The following is a 16603-nucleotide window of genomic DNA, read 5'->3' as shown; positions in this document are numbered from 1 at the left end:
CTTTGTAAAGCACCGACGCCTTTTTTGAAAGGGACTTTTATAAGGGTGAGGAGTATACACGAGGCTGTCGCCAGGGGCGAACAAAGTTTTACATCAACCCGCATTGGCCCTACACTGCGCGGTATCAGAGTGAGGTAAAACAAGTCATGCGTGTACTGGGTATTGAGACATCCTGCGATGAAACCGGCATCGCTATTTACGACGACGAAAAAGGTCTGTTAGCCAACCAATTGTATAGTCAGGTGAAATTGCACGCTGACTACGGCGGCGTAGTGCCTGAACTGGCCTCGCGCGACCACGTACGCAAGACCGTGCCGCTGATCCAGGCGGCGTTGAAAGAGTCGGGTCTGACGGCGAAAGAGATTGATGCCGTGGCCTATACCGCAGGGCCGGGTCTGGTGGGGGCGCTGCTGGTCGGCGCGACCGTTGGCCGTTCGCTGGCGTTTGCCTGGAATGTTCCGGCGATTCCGGTACACCATATGGAAGGGCACCTGCTGGCGCCGATGCTGGAAGACAATCCGCCGGAATTTCCGTTCGTGGCGCTGCTGGTCTCCGGCGGTCATACCCAACTTATCAGCGTGACCGGGATTGGTCAGTATGCGCTGTTAGGCGAATCCATTGACGATGCGGCCGGTGAAGCGTTTGATAAAACCGCCAAACTGCTGGGACTGGATTACCCTGGCGGCCCGATGCTGTCGAAAATGGCGGCACAGGGCACCGCAGGGCGTTTTGTCTTTCCGCGTCCGATGACCGACCGTCCAGGGCTGGATTTCAGCTTCTCCGGGCTGAAAACGTTCGCTGCAAACACGATCCGCAGCAACGGTGATGATGAACAGACCCGCGCCGATATTGCCCGTGCGTTTGAAGATGCGGTGGTGGATACGCTGATGATCAAGTGTAAGCGAGCGCTGGATCAGACCGGCTTTAAGCGTCTGGTGATGGCGGGCGGGGTGAGCGCCAACCGCACGCTGCGTGCGAAGCTGGCGGAAATGATGCAAAAACGGCGTGGCGAAGTGTTCTACGCGCGGCCAGAGTTTTGCACCGATAACGGCGCGATGATCGCCTACGCCGGTATGGTGCGCTTCAAAGCCGGCGCAACGGCGGATTTAGGCGTGAGCGTGCTTCCTCGCTGGCCGCTGGCGGAGTTGCCTGCGGCGTGATGTTTTGCCCGGTGGCGGCTTCGCTTACCGGGCTTACAATACCGTAGACCGGGTCAGGCGAAGCCGCCTCCCGGCGATAAACAACGCTATACCCGCAACATCCCTTTATCTTCCAGAAACGCAATAATCGTCGCCAGGCCGTCACCGGTTTTCAGGTTGGTAAACGCCCACGGCCGATCCCCGCGCATACGCATTGTATCGCGCGCCATCACCTCCAGCGACGCGCCCACATACGGCGCCAGATCCGTTTTGTTGATCACCAGAAAATCGGATTTGGTGATCCCCGGCCCGCCTTTACGCGGGATCTTCTCGCCTTCGGCCACATCGATCACATAGATCGTCAGATCGGCCAGCTCCGGGCTGAAGGTGGCGCTCAGGTTATCGCCGCCGCTCTCGACAAAGATCAGATCCAGATTGCCGAATGTCTCGCTTAATGCTTCCACCGCCGCCAGGTTCATTGAGGCGTCTTCGCGAATGGCGGTATGCGGACAACCGCCGGTTTCCACGCCGACAATCCTTTCCGGCGCCAGCGCGCCCGCTTCGGTAAGAATGCGCTGATCCTCTTTGGTATAAATATCGTTAGTCACCACCGCCAGTTGATAGGTATCGCGCATCGCTTTGCATAACGCTTCCAGCAGGGCGGTTTTACCGGAACCCACCGGACCGCCCACGCCGACGCGCAGGGGATGTTTATAGTCGTTCATCGTGTCTCCTCAGGAGCGAAATAATCGGCAATATTGTGTTTCGTGACGAGCAGAAGCGATGGCGGCCAGCGGCGTGGATGAGCCCAGATCCGCATCCGGGCGAGCCAGCGCCTGCGCCATACCCTGCGCGTAATGGTCGCAAAGCGAAAGAATGAGCTGCTGCGCCGCCTGTTGTCCGAAGGGCACCAGCTTCACCCCCGCCATCACCGCGCTTTCTAACCAGCTGTAGCCGAGGCTTAACGCCAGATCCGTCAGCGGGATGCGCCAGCGCACGCCCAGCCACGCCATACCGCAGAGCTGGCTGTTGGCAAAAAGCGGACGCCATGTCTGCGGGCAGTCCGGCACCCAGTCCACCACCAGGCGTGTAAACGCCGCCCCCCGGCTGCGCTCTTCTTCGCGCAGTTCCCGGGTTTCCCGACAGGCCAGCAGATATGCGCTCCAGCGGCGAGCGGCGGTAACGTCATTCCGTTCACAGGCGTGGTACAACCGGGCGAAAATCGGCAGGTCGACGGTAAAAAAGTTCTGCTCCAGCTGTTGCGTTTGCCAGTGCGCAAAGTCTTCCGCGTTTTTCACCCAGCCGATCTCCACCGCCCACTCCAGCCCCTGAGACCAGGTAAACGATCCCACCGGTAAACTGCTGCTGGCGAGCTGCATCAGGCGTAGCCGTTGTCTGGCGTCAGTCATCAGTGGGCGTGGCCGTGGTGATGGCCGTGAGATTCGCTGGCATATGCCCCCGCCTCCGGTTCAAAGGGCAGATGCGCGAAAGTCACCTCTAAGCTGAACTGGCGCAGCATGTCGTCGAGTACGTGATCGTGGTGATAGCGCAGCTCGTCAGGCAGAATTTGCAGCGGAACGTGGCGGTTGCCCAGGTGGTAGCAGGCTTTGGCGAGCAGGAACGGATCGGCGCAGCGCACGACCGAAACGGCTTCGTTTGCGGCGATGATCTCCACCACCTCTGCGCCATCTTCCGTGCTCAGGCGATCGCCGCCGCGTAACAGCAAACCGCGCGGCAGCAGTAAACCGGCTTCGCGTCCGTCGCCCAGCACTACCTTCGCCCGGCTTTTGACGCGGACATCAATGGGGAGCGTCAGCGTTGCCGTGACGGCGGCGGGTGTTTCAATACGTTGCGTCAGATACAGCATGTCGTCTCCTCAAAATAAAAAATAACGCTGGGCCATCGGCAACACGTCTGCCGGTTCGCTGGTGATCGGCTCACCGTCAATGCGCACCTCGTAAGTCTGGGCGTCAACGGTGATGTTGGGTTGCAGGCTGTTGTGGATCATGTCGGCTTTTTTTACCGTCCGGCAGCCTTTCACGACGGCGGTGGCGCTGCGTAAGTTGAGCTGCTGCGCAATGCCGTTTTCAACCGCAGCCTGAGAAAGAAAGGTCAGGCGACAGTGATGACGCGCCGCGCCAAGCGCGCCAAACATCGGCCGGTAATGCACCGGTTGCGGGGTAGGAATCGAGGCGTTGATATCACCCATCGGCGCGCAGACGATCATCCCGCCTTTGATGAGTGTTGCGGGTTTTACGCCAAAAAAGGCCGGAGACCAGAGCACCAGATCCGCCAGCTTTCCCGCCTCAACAGAACCGACCTCATGGGCGATGCCGTGGGTTAGCGCCGGGTTTATCGTGTACTTGGCGATGTAGCGTTTTACGCGCTGGTTGTCGTTATCGCCCGTCTCCTCCGCTAACGGGCCGCGTTGTACTTTCATCCGGTGCGCCACCTGCCAGGTTCGCAGAATGACTTCGCCCACTCGTCCCATTGCCTGGGAATCCGACGAGGTCAGGGAAAAGGCGCCGAGATCGTGCAGCACATCTTCGGCGGCGATGGTTTCCCGACGAATCCGCGACTCGGCAAACGCCACATCTTCGGCGATATCCGGGTCGAGATGGTGGCAGACCATCAGCATATCGAGATGCTCGTCAATGGTGTTGACGGTATAAGGCAGCGTCGGGTTGGTGGAGGAGGGGAGAATATGGGGATGCGCGCAGGCGGTGATAATATCCGGGGCGTGACCGCCGCCCGCCCCTTCGGTATGAAAGGTATGGATCGTGCGATCGCCAATTGCCGCCAGCGTGTCCTCGACGAAACCGGACTCGTTTAACGTGTCGCTGTGCAGCGCGACCTGAATATCCATCTCTTCAGCTACGGTCAGCGCACAGTCGATCGCCGCAGGCGTCGCGCCCCAGTCCTCGTGGATCTTCAGGCCGATCGCGCCGGCGGCAATCTGCTCACGCAGCGCGTCCGGGTTCGATCCATTCCCTTTGCCGAGAAAACCGATATTCACCGGCAGGCTGTCCGCCGCCTGCAACATGCGGGCGATGTACCACGGGCCAGGCGTGCAGGTGGTGGCATTGGTGCCCGCCGCCGGGCCGGTGCCGCCGCCAATCATGGTCGTCACGCCAGAGACCAGCGCCTCTTCCGCCTGCTGCGGGCAGATCCAGTGAATATGCGTGTCCACGCCGCCTGCGGTAACGATCTTTCCTTCACCGGCGATCGCCTCCGTGCCGACGCCAATCGGGATCGTCACGTTGGGCTGAATATCCGGGTTACCGGCTTTGCCGATGGCGAAGATCCTGCCGTCTTTGATGCCGATGTCCGCCTTGACGATCCCCCAGTGATCGACGATCAGCGCGTTGGTGATCACCAGATCCACACACGCGCGAGCACGCATTTGCCCCTGGCCCATACCGTCGCGGATCACTTTACCGCCGCCGAATTTCACCTCTTCGCCGTAGGCCGTGAGATCGTTTTCGACTTCGATCCACAGTTCGGTATCCGCCAGACGCACCCGGTCGCCGGTCGTCGGGCCAAACATGTCGGCATAAGCCTGCCGGGAAATCTCAGTCATTGTCTGCCTCCAGAGAGCCCATTACTTCGCCGCGAAAACCAAAAATACGCTGTGCCCCGGCGACGCGCACCAGTTCGACCTCGCGTTTTTGCCCCGGCTCAAAACGCACTGCCGTGCCTGCGGGGATGTTCAGGCGAAAACCGCGTGCGGCTTGCCTGTCAAAGCGTAATGCGGGGTTGACCTCGTAAAAGTGATAGTGCGATCCGACCTGAACCGGGCGATCGCCATGATTCTCAACCACGATCGTGCAGGTTTCTCTGCCTGTATTGATCGCGATGTTTCCCGTGGAGATCCTGTATTCGCCTGGAATCATGGTTCCTCCTTTATACGATCGGGTTATGAACGGTGACCAGTTTCGAGCCGTCTGGAAAGGTGGCTTCAACCTGAATATCCGGGATCATTTCCGGCACGCCCTCCATCACCCGATCGCGGGTCAACACATGGCGACCGTCTTCCATCAGCGACGCCACGCTTTTGCCGTCGCGGGCGCCTTCCATAATGAAAGCGCTGATCAGCGCCACCGATTCCGGGTAGTTCAGCTTTAGTCCGCGCGCCAGACGACGCTCCGCCACCAGCGCGGCGGTAAAGAGCAACAGCTTGTCTTTTTCTCTGGGAGTCAGTTCCATAGTGATTCTCTTATGTCTGCCAGATACGGGGCAGGAGTGGCGGTTTTTGGGTCAGTTGTGGTCGTAAGGATTGCCAGACGGCGCGCATAACGCGCTGGATAAGCAGGTTGTCGTGCCCGAGGAAGCGCAGGGCCAGCAGTGAATCAATCAGCGTCGCGCCAGCGTAGTCGCCGAGGGGGGCAATTTGCTCGCGTACACCGTCCAGCATCTTTTCCGTGGCGGGATAACAGAGCAGCGTACCGCTCCAGGGATGTCTGGCGACGGTGTGCAGGCTTCCTCCCTCAAGATGCAGCCTTTCTATTAATAGCGGCGTACCGTCCCGCCATACTTCCAGGCGGTTGCGCAGCGTGCCGTGGCTGAAGGTCTCCTGCATCACTGGTCGCCCCAGACAGAGCAGATCCCAGGCCAGCAGTCGGCTCTCTTGCGCCAGATGAAAGACCGACTGGATGTTAGCGTTCGCGCCGGGAAAAAGGATCGTATCCTGCGGCAGCCACTCCAGCGTGGCCTGTGGGGCGAGATAAAAATCCTGCCGCAGCTGCGCCTGAGGGCCGCGACTGCGGTAAAACTTCCCTGAGCCAGGCTGGGTGATTAACGCATGGCTGTCTGTTGCAAGCGTGGCGGAAATCGTGAGTTCATCGCCTCCGACAATGCCGCCCGGCGGATGAAGCAAATAGAGGTGGCAAACGTCGTCTTCCGGGTAAAACGGACGCTGTACCGTCAGCGGGCCGACGTGTCGCGCCGAAGTGAGCACTGTTTTATGCGCGGCGCGGGTAAACCGCAGATCCAGTTCGGCCTGCCAGCCCCGTGTGAGAGTCTTGTGCGCAACGGTGTCCAGAGCGTTTCCCTTATCAGCGTGAGGGGAGTGCATACAAAAAAGTATGCCTCAGCGCATCGGGAAAACGGTCATACGAGAAGCTTATGGAAAAAAGAGGCGACGTCATGCCGCCCCAACGAGGTTTACAGCAAAACGAGAGGCATCCAGACAAGGCCGGTTATTACCAGCAGAACCAGGAAGATCAGGCCAAAAATAGCGCCCAGCCGCCAGTAATCCACCGTCGGCAGATAACCGCTACCGTAGTAGATGGGGCTTGGGCCGGTCGCATAGGGGGTGAGAATGCTGCCCAGACCAATGGCGGCGCCGACCATCAGGCAAAACACCGGTAAGGGGATGTCCGGCATCGCCAGCGCGGCGGCAATCATCATCGGCGCCAGTGCGGAGGTATAAGCGGTGGCGCTGGCAAAAAAGTAGCGTAACAGATAAAACACCACGATGAGCGCGACCATCACCATCATCGGCGAATAGCCGCTTAGCCCGTTTGCCAGCAGTTTGCCAAACCAGGTGATAAAGCCGGTATTGTTCAGTCCGGTGGCGAGCGTAATCAGCGAAGCCAGCCAGAAGAAAACGTTCCATGCCGCTTTATTGCTGACGATGTCATCCCAGGAGATAATGCGTAATACCAGCATCAATGCCACCACGCTGTAACCGACCATTGCGGCATCAATGTAATCGCCGCCGAAGATCCACAGCACCAGCGCGCCGACCATCAGCACCAGCATCTTTTTCTCGCGCGAGCAGAGCGGGCCCATCTCCTTTAGCTCAGCTTCCGCCCAGCGCGGCACCTGGTCGCCCGATTTCAGCACCGGCGGATACAGCACGTAGGCCAGCCACGGAACCAGCAAGACCAGCAGAATGCTTAGCGGCAGCATTCCTAAAAACCAGTCGCCCCAGCTTAGCGCCGTATGGGATGCGCTTTTCATCAGGCCAATCAGCAACAGGTTAGGCGCCATCGCCGTCAGGAAAATGGCGCTGGTAACGCAGTCGGCGGTGATGCCCATCCACATAATATACGAGCCAATGGAGCGGGAACTGGCGTCGTTAGGCTGCGAGTTATAGAGCGGCGGCAGGTTGCGAATTATCGGGTAGATGATCCCGGCGCCGCGCGCGGAGTTAGACGGCGTGACGGGGGCGAGGATCAGCTCGGAAAACATCACCGCATAGCCAAGAAACAGCGTGCGATGGCCCATCTTCTTCACCAGCATCAGCGCAATTCGCCGACCGAGACCTGTTTTTTCATAGCCGGTGCCAAACATAAAGGCGGCGAAAATCAGCCAGATAACTGAGTTAGAAAAACCAGACACCGCCCACGAGAGGGCTTTGGCGGTAAATTTGAAGCCTTCCTGCGCGAGCAGATCGGGGCTGAACAGCAGCCACGGCGACAGAACGGCAATGATCGAAATCCCGATCATCGCCACGACCGCGCCCGGTACAGGTTCCAGAATGAGTCCCACAATGACGCCGGTAAAGACCGCAAAATAGAGCCAGGTGTGGCTCTCAAGACCGGTGGGGACTGGCAAAACAGCAATAATGGCGATGACCACCAGTGGAGCCAGGTATCGCCACCAACCAGATAAAGGTGCCATTGTCGTATCCCTGAGAAAAGGGAGAGGCGCAGCGCCTCTCCAGGAGGGTTATTTGATGTAGTGCACGTACTCGCAGATCTCGTCAACGATGGGACCGCGACGCTCGGCGAACTGTTTTTTGTTGTCGGCGATCAGGTTGTTGCCGTGGGTATCGATAGAAACAATCAGCGGCCCGAACTCTTTCACCCGGCAAACCCACAGCGATTCCGGCATGCCGAGTTCCGTCCAGTGCACCTCTTCTATCTCTTCGACCTGGGTTGCCGCCAGCACCGCGCAGCCAGCCGGGAAGATGACGTGCAGCGCTTTGAATTTCTGGCAGCCTTCTTCGGTCAGCGGCCCCATCCCGCCTTTTCCGACCACCAGCTTCACGCCGGTCTGCTCAATGAACTCTTTTTCAAAGGCTTCCATACGCATGCTGGTGGTCGGGCCGACGGAGACCATCTCCCATTTATCACCGTTTTTACGCACAATCGGCCCGGCGTGGAAAATCGCTTTGCCATTGAGATCGTAAGGAATAGGGCGCTTGAGTTCGATCAGGCGGCGGTGACAAACGTCGCGACAGGTCACCAGCGTTCCGGTCAGGTAGATCACATCGCCAACGCGGATATCTTCCAGGTCTTCGGCTTTGATCGGGGTAGTGAGGATCTTTTTCATAACGCGCTCCGGGTGTGGGACAGGTTTTCGAAGGAGAGGTCAGAATGAACCAGCAGCGTACCGCGACGGTGCGCCCAGCAGCCGGTGGAGACGGCCACGCCAATGGTTGACGGATGACGGGCGGCGGATTCGATGTGTACGCCCATCACCGAGCTGTTGCCGGTCAGCCCTTGTGGGCCGATTCCCAGGCGGTTTAGCCCTTCTTCCAGCCGCAGCTCAAGTTCTGCCGCCTTTGGATTTGGATGACGGGTGCCTATCGGGCGCAGAATCGCTTTGCGGGAAAGCACGGCGGCGGTTTCGACGGAGGTTGCGATGCCCACGCCGACCAGTACCGGTGGACAGGCATTGACCGCCAGCGTGGAGATGTTTTCAAAGACGAATTTCACGACGCCTTCGTAGCCTTCGGAAGGCATCAGCACTTTGGAACGCCCCGGCAGCGTGCAACCGCCGCCCGCCATATAAACTTCAATTTCCGCATCGTCGCCATCGGGAATAATCTCCCAGGTGACCCACGGCACGCCGCTGCCGGTGTTTTTGCCGGTATTCACTTCGTCGAAAATTTCGACCGCGTTATGGCGTAGCGGCGCTTTTACGGTGGCGTCTTCCACGGCCTGCTTAAGAATACTTTGCAGCTCGCCCAGCAGCGGGAAGCGGGAACCGACCTTCACGAAGAACATAATTTCGCCCGTGTCCTGGCAGGCCGGGCGGTTCAGGTCGATTGCTTTCTGCATGTTATCGAACATCGTGTGGTAGATAATGTTTCCCATCGATGAGGTTTCGGCATCACGCAGCTGTTTTAATTTATCGACGACGTCGTCGGGCATTCGGGTGGAGATCATGGCGGTAAAATTAGCGACAATATCCGTCAACGTAGTAACCGCATTTTGGTTATTTTGATTGCTCATCATATCAACTCCAGTTCTTTTATTAATCTGGAAATAAATTCTCTGGAGTAAACTACCACTAAAGGTGTGGTTTTATATTTTTTGTCACTGTGTATATGCAATTAACAGTTCGTGAATCGCACCACAGAAAGGTGATGAAAATTGAGCAAAGGCAGGGTTTAACGACGTTAAGAGATTTACACTGCACGTATTAAAATCACGGATAACCGACAGATGCTGAACAACTATCCCTTAGCCAAAGACCTACAGGTTTTGGTTGAAATTGTCCACACGGGAAGCTTTAGCGCGGCAGCGGCGGCGCTGGGGCAAACGCCCGCGTTCGTGACGAAACGGATTCAGATTCTTGAGACAACCCTTGCCACCACGCTGCTGAACCGCTCGGCAAGAGGTGTTGCGCTGACGGAAAGCGGGCAACGCTGCTATGAACATGCGCTGAAGCTCCTCACGCACTATCAGCGGCTGGTGGATGAGGTGACGCAAATAAAAACGCGCCCGGAGGGAATGATTCGCATTGGCTGTAGTTTTGGTTTTGGCCGCAGTTATATTGCACCTGCCATTACCGACCTGATGCGCAATTATCCTGAATTACAGGTTCACTTTGAACTCTTCGATCGGCAAATTGATTTGGTACAGGATAATATTGATCTGGATATTCGGATTAACGATGAAATTCCTGATTATTATATTGCGCATTTGTTAACAAAGAATAAAAGAATATTATGCGCGTCTCCCGCATATCTCCAGAAATATCCTGAGCCGAAAACCTTACAAGAATTAAGCGGTCATGATTGTCTGGTGACAAAAGAACGTGATATGACCCACGGCATATGGGAACTGGGGAACGGGCAAGAGAAAAAATCAGTGAAAGTAACCGGACACCTCTCTTCCAATAGCGGTGAAATTGTTTTGCAGTGGGCGCTGGAGGGCAAAGGGATCATGCTGCGTTCAGAGTGGGATGTGCAGCCGTTTCTGGCGAGCGGTAAACTGGTGAGGGTATTGCCGGAGTATGCGCAGAGCGCCAATATCTGGGCGGTCTATCAGGAACCGCTGTACCGCAGCGTAAAGTTACGGGTATGTGTGGAGTTTCTGGCGGCATGGTGCCAGAAGCGACTCGGCAAGCCAGACGAGGGATATCAGGTGGCGTGGTGAACCAATCTGTAGGCCGGATAAGACGCTTTGCGTCGCCATCCGGCGATGCGTATGTGCCCGATGGCGGCTTCGCCTTACCCGGCCTACGGCGTGGTGTAAAAAGCTACTGCGGATCTTTCTCGCGCTTCTTCTTGAGTTTCGTCCAGATCTTCGTCTCCTGACGACGCCACAGGCGCTGGATGTTGTCATGGTGGCGCAGCAAAATCAGGCAAGACAGCATAGAGACCGGGAAGGTGAACTGGGGTTTAAACCACCACACGTAGAATGGCGCAATCAGCGCGCTGACGATCGCGCCCAATGACGAGTAACCGCTCAGTAAGACGGTCAGCAGCCAGGTGCCCGCCATCACGCCAGTTAAGTCCCAGCCGATGGGCGCGATCGCGCCGAATGCGGTCGCGACGCCTTTCCCGCCTTTGAAGCCAAAAAAGACCGGCCAGATGTGTCCCAGACAGGCGGCGATGGCAATCAGGCCCAACCAGAAAGGGGTTACACCTAATGCATAAGCGCCCCAGACCGGCAGCATGCCTTTGAGGACGTCGAAAATCAGTACCGCTACGGCTGCTCCCTTGCCCCCTATGCGTAACACATTGGTCGCGCCAGGGTTACCGGAGCCACTCTGACGCGGGTCGGGTAAACCTGCAATGCGGCAGACCAGAATGGCACTGGAAATTGAGCCGCAGAGGTACGCGAAGAGGATCATTCCAGGCGCGATTGCACTCATAAGCTGTTCCGTTTTGAAAATGTCGTGTTAAACGCTACTTCTGTGGATAATACGCATATTTCGCCGGAAGTGGTATCCGGGTTAGCCAAAAAGCAGGCAGGTCGTGATGGATATTGTATTTATAGAGCAACTTTCGGTAATCACCACTATCGGTGTTTACGACTGGGAGCAAACTATCGAACAGAAACTGGTGTTCGATATCGAAATGGCGTGGGACAACCGTAAGTCAGCCAGAAGCGACGACGTTGCGGATTGTCTGAGCTATGCCGACATTGCCGATACGGTAGTCAGCCATGTGGAGGGCGGCCGTTTTGCGTTAGTCGAACGCGTAGCGGAAGAGGTGGCGGATCTGCTACTCAGCCGCTTTAACTCTCCGTGGGTACGCATCAAGCTCAGTAAGCCCGGCGCCGTAGCGCGTGCGGCGAATGTTGGCGTTATCATTGAGCGTGGCAATAATCTGAAAGAAAATAATTAACTTCATAGTTTTTAAACCAAACGGCGATATATGGGTCTTAAAGCTGGAGTCATAACTGCTGTTCGTTTTTTTTGATTTAGGGGTTTATTGATGAGCGATATACACTCGCTGCTGGTGGCGGCAATTTTGGGTGTGGTCGAAGGATTGACGGAGTTTTTGCCCGTCTCCAGCACGGGCCATATGATCATTGTCGGTCACCTGTTGGGTTTTGAAGGCGATACGGCAGAGACGTTTGAGGTGGTAATTCAGCTGGGATCGATCCTGGCGGTGGTGGTGATGTTCTGGCGGCGTTTGTTCGGCCTGATCGGCATTCACTTTGGCAAACAACCGCATGAAGGCACCGGAAAAGGACGGCTGACGTTAGGGCATATTGTGCTGGGGATGATCCCGGCCGTGGTGCTGGGCCTGGTGTTCCATGACACCATTAAGTCTTTGTTTAATCCCGTCAACGTGATGTATGCGCTGGTCGTGGGCGGTCTGCTGCTGATTGCCGCGGAATGCCTGAAGCCGAAAGAGCCGCGCGCGCCGGGCCTGGACGATATGACGTATCGTCAGGCGTTTATGATTGGCTGCTTCCAGTGTCTGGCGCTGTGGCCGGGCTTTTCCCGTTCCGGCGCGACCATTTCCGGTGGGATGTTGATGGGGGTGAGTCGCTATGCCGCATCGGAATTCTCATTCCTGCTGGCTGTTCCGATGATGATGGGCGCGACGGCGTTGGATCTCTACAAGAGCTGGTCGTTCCTGACGGTGGAAGATATCCCCATGTTCGCCGTGGGATTTGTGACTGCGTTCATTGTGGCGCTGATCGCCATCAAAACCTTCCTGCAATTGATTAAGCGCATCTCGTTCATTCCGTTTGCGATTTACCGCTTTATCGTGGCTGCTGCGGTCTACGTTGTTTTCTTCTGATAACGCTTGATGCCGGATGGCGGCGTTTACGCCTTATCCGGCCTACGGTTCGATTTTGTTGCCGGATGGCGGCGTAAATGCCTTATCCGGCCTGCGGTTCGATTTTGTTGCCGGATGGCGGCGCAAATGCCTTATCCGGCCTACGGTTCGATTTTGTTGCCGGATGGTGGCGTAAATGCCTTATCCGGCTTGCGGTTCGATTTTGTAGGCCGGATAAGCGGAGCGCCATCCGGCAACAAAACGGTGAGCTTACGCCTCGGGTTTCGGGCAACGCCGTTCCTTCCAGTTAGCCACCGCTGCAATTCGCCGTCTGGTGAGTTCTTCGCGGATCTCCGCGCCTTTAAAGCCTGCCTCCACCACCTCTTTTGTCGGCACCGCCTGCGCGACCAGCCACGCTTCGCGCAGCCAGCGACCTTGCGGATAGTCAGACGCCTCAAAACCGGTACGACCGCGCACGTCGGCCTCGCTGGTCAGGGCGATTTGCTCTACGCGCTGCGGCTTACGCCAGGCGTCAATCGAATCGAACAGCTTCACGATCGTTTTCGGCTGCAAAATCGGGAAGGTATGGATGAGATCGTGGAATTCCGCCACCAGTTTGGCTAAATCCCGAATCTCATTCGGCACACGCAGACGCTGGCATAACTGCTCGACCAGCTTTACGCCTGCCGGGCCGTGACCATGATGGCGCGGCCAGAGCGCTTTGGGCGTCAACCCTTTTCCAAGGTCGTGACAGAGCGTGGCGAAACGCACATCAACGTTCGGGCTGAGCATGGCGGCCATTGATAACGTCATCAATGTGTGGATGCCGGTATCGATTTCCGGGTGCCACTTTGCCGGAGCCGGAACGCCAAACAGCGCGTCCACTTCCGGGAACAGAACGCGCAGCGCGCCGCAGTCGCGCAGCACCTGAAAGAAAACCTGCGGATTGCGCGTGGTTAAGGCGTTCTCGGTCTCCTTCCATACGCGCTCCGGCGTGAGGTGTTCCAGTTCGCCTGCGGCGGTCATGTCGCGCATCAAGGCCAGGGTTTCATCAGCGATGCGGAAACTGAGGTGCGCGTAGCGGGCGGCAAAACGCGCCACGCGCAACACGCGCAGCGGATCTTCGCTAAAGGCGGGGGAAACATGGCGCAGCAGGCGATTGTCCAGATCGCGACGCCCCTGGTAGGGATCGACGATATGGCCGTCGTCATCCTGCGCGAGGGCATTAATGGTGAGGTCGCGACGTTGCAGGTCTTCTTCCAGCGTCACGTCCGGCGCGGCATAGCAGGTAAAGCCGGTATAGCCTGAACCGGATTTACGCTCGGTGCGCGCCAGCGCATACTCTTCACGCGTTTGCGGATGAAGAAACACGGGAAAATCGCGGCCTACCTGCTGGTAGCCCGCGTCAAGCATCTCCTGCGGCGTGGCGCCAACCACCACCCAATCTTTATCTTTGACCGGTAGCCCTAACAACGCATCCCGAACAGCACCACCGACCAGATAAATCTTCACGCCACTTTCCCTTCCTGAAAAAAATCATCCCTTAATCATATGTCAGTGCGGCAGAGAAGGCGATTTAGTTCATCCAGCGGTCTTTGCGTTTACGGCTTGGGATCATGTGCGGGAGAACCAGGCCGAGCAGCAGGCCGAGCCCCAGCACGCCGCCGCCATACATAAACCACTGCATAATGATGGTGCGCTGCTTGTCATCAAGTTGCAGATTGGCGGCGCTGACTTTCTTCTGCGCCACGATCAGCTCGTTTTTCAGCTTCTGGTTTTCTTCTTTCAACCCGTTAATCACGCTGTCGCTCTGCGACACTTTTTGCTGCATGTCGGCCGTGCGCTGATTCCAGGTGGTATCAATATTGTTCAGCTTGTCGGTCAGCGTCTTAACCTGATTTTCCAGATCCGGTACGCGGATACGCAGGCTGGGCGAGCTGTTCAGCTCTTTCATCGGGATCCAGGCAGTACGACCTGTACTGTCTTTCACCTGAGCGTAATTCGTGTTGGCGTCAGTCTGTAATAATGTCACTTCCTCGCCGGCATTCACCGTACCCACGAGGCGATAATTATCTCCCGGACCGCTGCGGACCCAGGTATTCAGTTCGTCAGAGACATAGCGCTTCTCTTCTGCGTGGGAGACGGCAGTGGCGCTAAGTGCAAGTAAAGTTAATCCAATCAGGCGTAATTTTGGCATCAGGCTGTCGTTTTTGTCATAAAAAGTGGAACGATAGTAGTGGCATCAGTGTCTCTACGCAAAGCATTCGACATCAATCGGAATCATCTGTGTCATCTTTGCCACTGTTTTAAACTTTTACGCCCGTCAAATTGCTCGTTGCATGGCAATTTGGCGCAAAATACTATCTACTGACAAAAAAGAACGCGTTAAGTTCGCCGTCATTCTTCCCATATGTGACATAACCCATAAGTACAAGGCAATGGCTCAGGAAATCGAATTAAAGTTTATCGTTAATCACGACGCTGTAGACGCGTTGCGTGACCATCTGCAAACACTCGGCGGCGAGCACCATGCGCCCAGCCAGTTACAGAACATTTACTACGAAACGCCGGACAAGTGGTTGCGTGGACATGATATGGGTCTGCGCATCCGTGGCGAGAATGGTCGTTATGAAATGACCATGAAAATCGCCGGTCGGGTTACGGGGGGCCTACATCAACGGCCGGAATACAATGTTGCGCTGAGCGAGCCGACGTTGGATCTCGCACTGCTCCCGCAGGAGGTCTGGCCGAACGGCGAGCTGCCTGCGGATCTCGCTTCACGCGTGCAGCCGCTGTTTAGCACCGATTTTTACCGTGAGAAATGGCTGGTGGACGTTGACGGCAGCCGTATTGAAATCGCGCTCGATCTTGGCGAAGTGAAGGCCGGAGAATGTGCCGAGCCAATTTGCGAGCTGGAGCTGGAACTGTTAAGCGGCGAGACCCGTGCGGTGCTGAAACTGGCAAACCAACTGGTGTCGCAAGCGGGTCTGCGTCAGGGCAGCCTGAGCAAGGCCGCACGGGGATATCATCTGGCGCAGGGGAATGCTCCGCGTGAGATCAGACCTACTGCGGTGCTGAAAGCGCCAGCCAAAGCCAGCATTGAGCAGGGGCTGGAAGCGGCGCTGGAGCTGGCATTGTCGCAATGGCAGTACCATGAAGAGCTGTGGGTGCGTGGAAATGACGCCGCCAAAGCGGATGTACTGGCGGCGATGGGGCTGGTTCGCCATGCGCTGATGCTGTTTGGCGGCATTGTACCGCGTAAAGCAAGCGCTCACTTACGCGATTTGCTGACGCAGTCGGAAGCGACCCTTGTCTCTGAGGTTTCAGCCATCACGGCTATCTATAGCACGCAAACGGCGATGGCTAAACTGGCGCTGACCGAATGGCTGGTCACCAAAGCCTGGCAACCGTTCCTTGATGCCAAAGCGCAGACGAAAATGGCCGATTCTTTCAAACGCTTTGCCGATATTCACCTGTCGCGCCACGCGGCGGAGCTGAAAGCGACTTTCGGGCAGCCGTTGGGCGATCGGTATCGCGATCAGCTTCCGCGCCTGACCCGCGATATCGACAGCATTTTGCTGCTGGCAGGTTATTACGACGCGAATGCGGTACAGGCCTGGCTGGAGAACTGGCAGGGCCTGCGCCACGCGATTGTGACAGGGCAGCGGATTGAAGTTGAACACTTCCGCAATGAGGCGATCTTCCAGGAGCCGTTCTGGCTGCATAGCGGAAAACGATAACCAGTAACGCCTGATGGCGATGCTGCGCATCTTATCAGGCCTACGACGCACAGGTTTTGTAGGTCGGATAAGGCGTTACGCCGCCATCCGGCAATGTCAGCGCCAGATGGCGATGCTGCGCATCTTATCAGGCCTACGGCGCACAGGTTTTGTAGGTCGGATAAGGCGTTACGCCGCCATCCGGCAATGTCAGACGCCTGATGGCGATGCTGCGCATCTTATCAGGCCTACGACGCACAGGTTTTGTAGGCCGGATAAGGCGTTACGCCGCCATCCGGCAACACTCATCGGGATTAGTTAGCCAT

18 protein-coding genes and 1 pseudogene are annotated in these 16603 nt (G+C 56.9%); 5 read left to right on the top strand and 14 right to left on the bottom strand.

Annotation, left to right across the window (positions count from 1 at the left end; all coding sequences use genetic code 11):
- The first annotated feature begins 146 nt into the window (after positions 1 to 146).
- A complete protein-coding gene (gene tsaD / locus CKO_RS19045) occupies positions 147 to 1160 on the top strand; it encodes a tRNA (adenosine(37)-N6)-threonylcarbamoyltransferase complex transferase subunit TsaD (RefSeq protein WP_012135200.1) in 1014 nt (337 codons plus the stop codon).
- A gap of 86 nt (positions 1161 to 1246) precedes the next feature.
- Here tsaD and ureG read toward each other — a convergent pair whose 3' ends face one another.
- The 10 genes from ureG to ttdA all read right to left on the bottom strand — a co-directional run bounded on the left by ureG (position 1247) and on the right by ttdA (position 9328).
- On the bottom strand, positions 1247 to 1864 hold the full coding sequence (gene ureG, locus CKO_RS19040; protein WP_012135199.1) for an urease accessory protein UreG: 618 nt from the start codon (positions 1862 to 1864) through the stop codon (positions 1247 to 1249).
- Between the two features lie 9 nt (positions 1865 to 1873).
- Positions 1874 to 2548 carry an urease accessory protein UreF gene (locus tag CKO_RS19035; protein WP_012135198.1) on the bottom strand — a complete coding sequence of 225 codons (675 nt, stop codon included), beginning with the start codon at positions 2546 to 2548 and terminating at the stop codon, positions 1874 to 1876.
- Positions 2548 to 3006: an urease accessory protein UreE gene (gene ureE / locus CKO_RS19030; protein WP_012135197.1), complete on the bottom strand. Its 459-nt coding sequence runs from the start codon at positions 3004 to 3006 to the stop codon at positions 2548 to 2550. Before ureE ends, CKO_RS19035 begins: the two co-directional genes overlap by 1 nt.
- Before the next feature lie 9 nt (positions 3007 to 3015).
- Positions 3016 to 4719 carry an urease subunit alpha gene (ureC, locus tag CKO_RS19025; protein WP_012135196.1) on the bottom strand — a complete coding sequence of 568 codons (1704 nt, stop codon included), beginning with the start codon at positions 4717 to 4719 and terminating at the stop codon, positions 3016 to 3018.
- Entirely contained in the window at positions 4712 to 5032 is a 321-nt protein-coding gene (locus CKO_RS19020) for an urease subunit beta (RefSeq protein WP_012135195.1), read from the bottom strand. The genes ureC and CKO_RS19020 overlap by 8 nt, the downstream gene beginning before the upstream one ends.
- Before the next feature lie 10 nt (positions 5033 to 5042).
- Entirely contained in the window at positions 5043 to 5345 is a 303-nt protein-coding gene (locus tag CKO_RS19015) for an urease subunit gamma (RefSeq protein WP_012135194.1), read from the bottom strand.
- Between the two features lie 10 nt (positions 5346 to 5355).
- Entirely contained in the window at positions 5356 to 6213 is an 858-nt protein-coding gene (locus CKO_RS19010; RefSeq protein WP_012135193.1) for an urease accessory protein UreD, read from the bottom strand.
- 89 nt (positions 6214 to 6302) lie between these two features.
- Complete coding sequence (locus CKO_RS19005; RefSeq protein WP_012135192.1) at positions 6303 to 7766, bottom strand: anion permease; 1464 nt, start codon at positions 7764 to 7766, stop codon at positions 6303 to 6305.
- 48 nt (positions 7767 to 7814) lie between these two features.
- On the bottom strand, positions 7815 to 8420 hold the full coding sequence (gene ttdB / locus CKO_RS19000; RefSeq protein WP_012135191.1) for a L(+)-tartrate dehydratase subunit beta: 606 nt from the start codon (positions 8418 to 8420) through the stop codon (positions 7815 to 7817).
- Positions 8417 to 9328 (bottom strand): L(+)-tartrate dehydratase subunit alpha, encoded by a 912-nt coding sequence (gene ttdA / locus CKO_RS18995; protein ID WP_012135190.1) that lies wholly within the window; start codon positions 9326 to 9328, stop codon positions 8417 to 8419. Before ttdA ends, ttdB begins: the two co-directional genes overlap by 4 nt.
- 210 nt (positions 9329 to 9538) lie before the next feature.
- Here ttdA and ttdR point away from each other — a divergent pair, with 210 nt between their 5' ends.
- A complete protein-coding gene (gene ttdR / locus CKO_RS18990) occupies positions 9539 to 10474 on the top strand; it encodes an L-tartrate utilization transcriptional activator TtdR (protein WP_012135189.1) in 936 nt (311 codons plus the stop codon).
- A gap of 103 nt (positions 10475 to 10577) precedes the next feature.
- On the opposite strand, the gene plsY is transcribed toward ttdR, so the two are convergent.
- On the bottom strand, positions 10578 to 11195 hold the full coding sequence (gene plsY / locus CKO_RS18985) for a glycerol-3-phosphate 1-O-acyltransferase PlsY (RefSeq protein WP_012135188.1): 618 nt from the start codon (positions 11193 to 11195) through the stop codon (positions 10578 to 10580).
- Between the two features lie 106 nt (positions 11196 to 11301).
- Here plsY and folB point away from each other — a divergent pair, with 106 nt between their 5' ends.
- Both folB and bacA read left to right on the top strand, forming a co-directional pair.
- Positions 11302 to 11670, top strand: coding sequence for a bifunctional dihydroneopterin aldolase/7,8-dihydroneopterin epimerase (gene folB, locus CKO_RS18980; RefSeq protein ID WP_012135187.1), 369 nt, complete (start codon positions 11302 to 11304; stop codon positions 11668 to 11670).
- A gap of 90 nt (positions 11671 to 11760) precedes the next feature.
- Positions 11761 to 12579: an undecaprenyl-diphosphate phosphatase gene (gene bacA / locus CKO_RS18975; RefSeq protein ID WP_012135186.1), complete on the top strand. Its 819-nt coding sequence runs from the start codon at positions 11761 to 11763 to the stop codon at positions 12577 to 12579.
- 140 nt (positions 12580 to 12719) lie between these two features.
- On the opposite strand, the pseudogene CKO_RS23835 reads toward bacA, so the two are convergent.
- From CKO_RS23835 to CKO_RS18965, 3 genes and pseudogenes are all read right to left on the bottom strand, one after another.
- Positions 12720 to 12833, bottom strand: a pseudogene (locus tag CKO_RS23835) (hypothetical protein); the annotation flags it as partial.
- Positions 12829 to 14070 (bottom strand): multifunctional CCA addition/repair protein, encoded by a 1242-nt coding sequence (locus CKO_RS18970; RefSeq protein WP_012135183.1) that lies wholly within the window; start codon positions 14068 to 14070, stop codon positions 12829 to 12831. The gene CKO_RS18970 and the pseudogene CKO_RS23835, both read right to left, overlap by 5 nt.
- A gap of 64 nt (positions 14071 to 14134) precedes the next feature.
- A complete protein-coding gene (locus CKO_RS18965) occupies positions 14135 to 14755 on the bottom strand; it encodes a TIGR04211 family SH3 domain-containing protein (RefSeq protein ID WP_012135182.1) in 621 nt (206 codons plus the stop codon).
- Between the two features lie 241 nt (positions 14756 to 14996).
- Here CKO_RS18965 and CKO_RS18960 point away from each other — a divergent pair, with 241 nt between their 5' ends.
- Positions 14997 to 16298 (top strand): CYTH domain-containing protein, encoded by a 1302-nt coding sequence (locus CKO_RS18960; protein ID WP_024130963.1) that lies wholly within the window; start codon positions 14997 to 14999, stop codon positions 16296 to 16298.
- The last annotated feature ends 305 nt before the right edge of the window (positions 16299 to 16603 follow it).

Origin of the sequence: Citrobacter koseri ATCC BAA-895 (genome assembly GCF_000018045.1) — a bacterium.
Lineage (GTDB): Bacteria > Pseudomonadota > Gammaproteobacteria > Enterobacterales > Enterobacteriaceae > Citrobacter_B > Citrobacter_B koseri.
The sequence above is the reverse complement of the archived record's forward strand: the minus strand, read 5'-3'. Positions and strand labels throughout refer to the sequence as shown.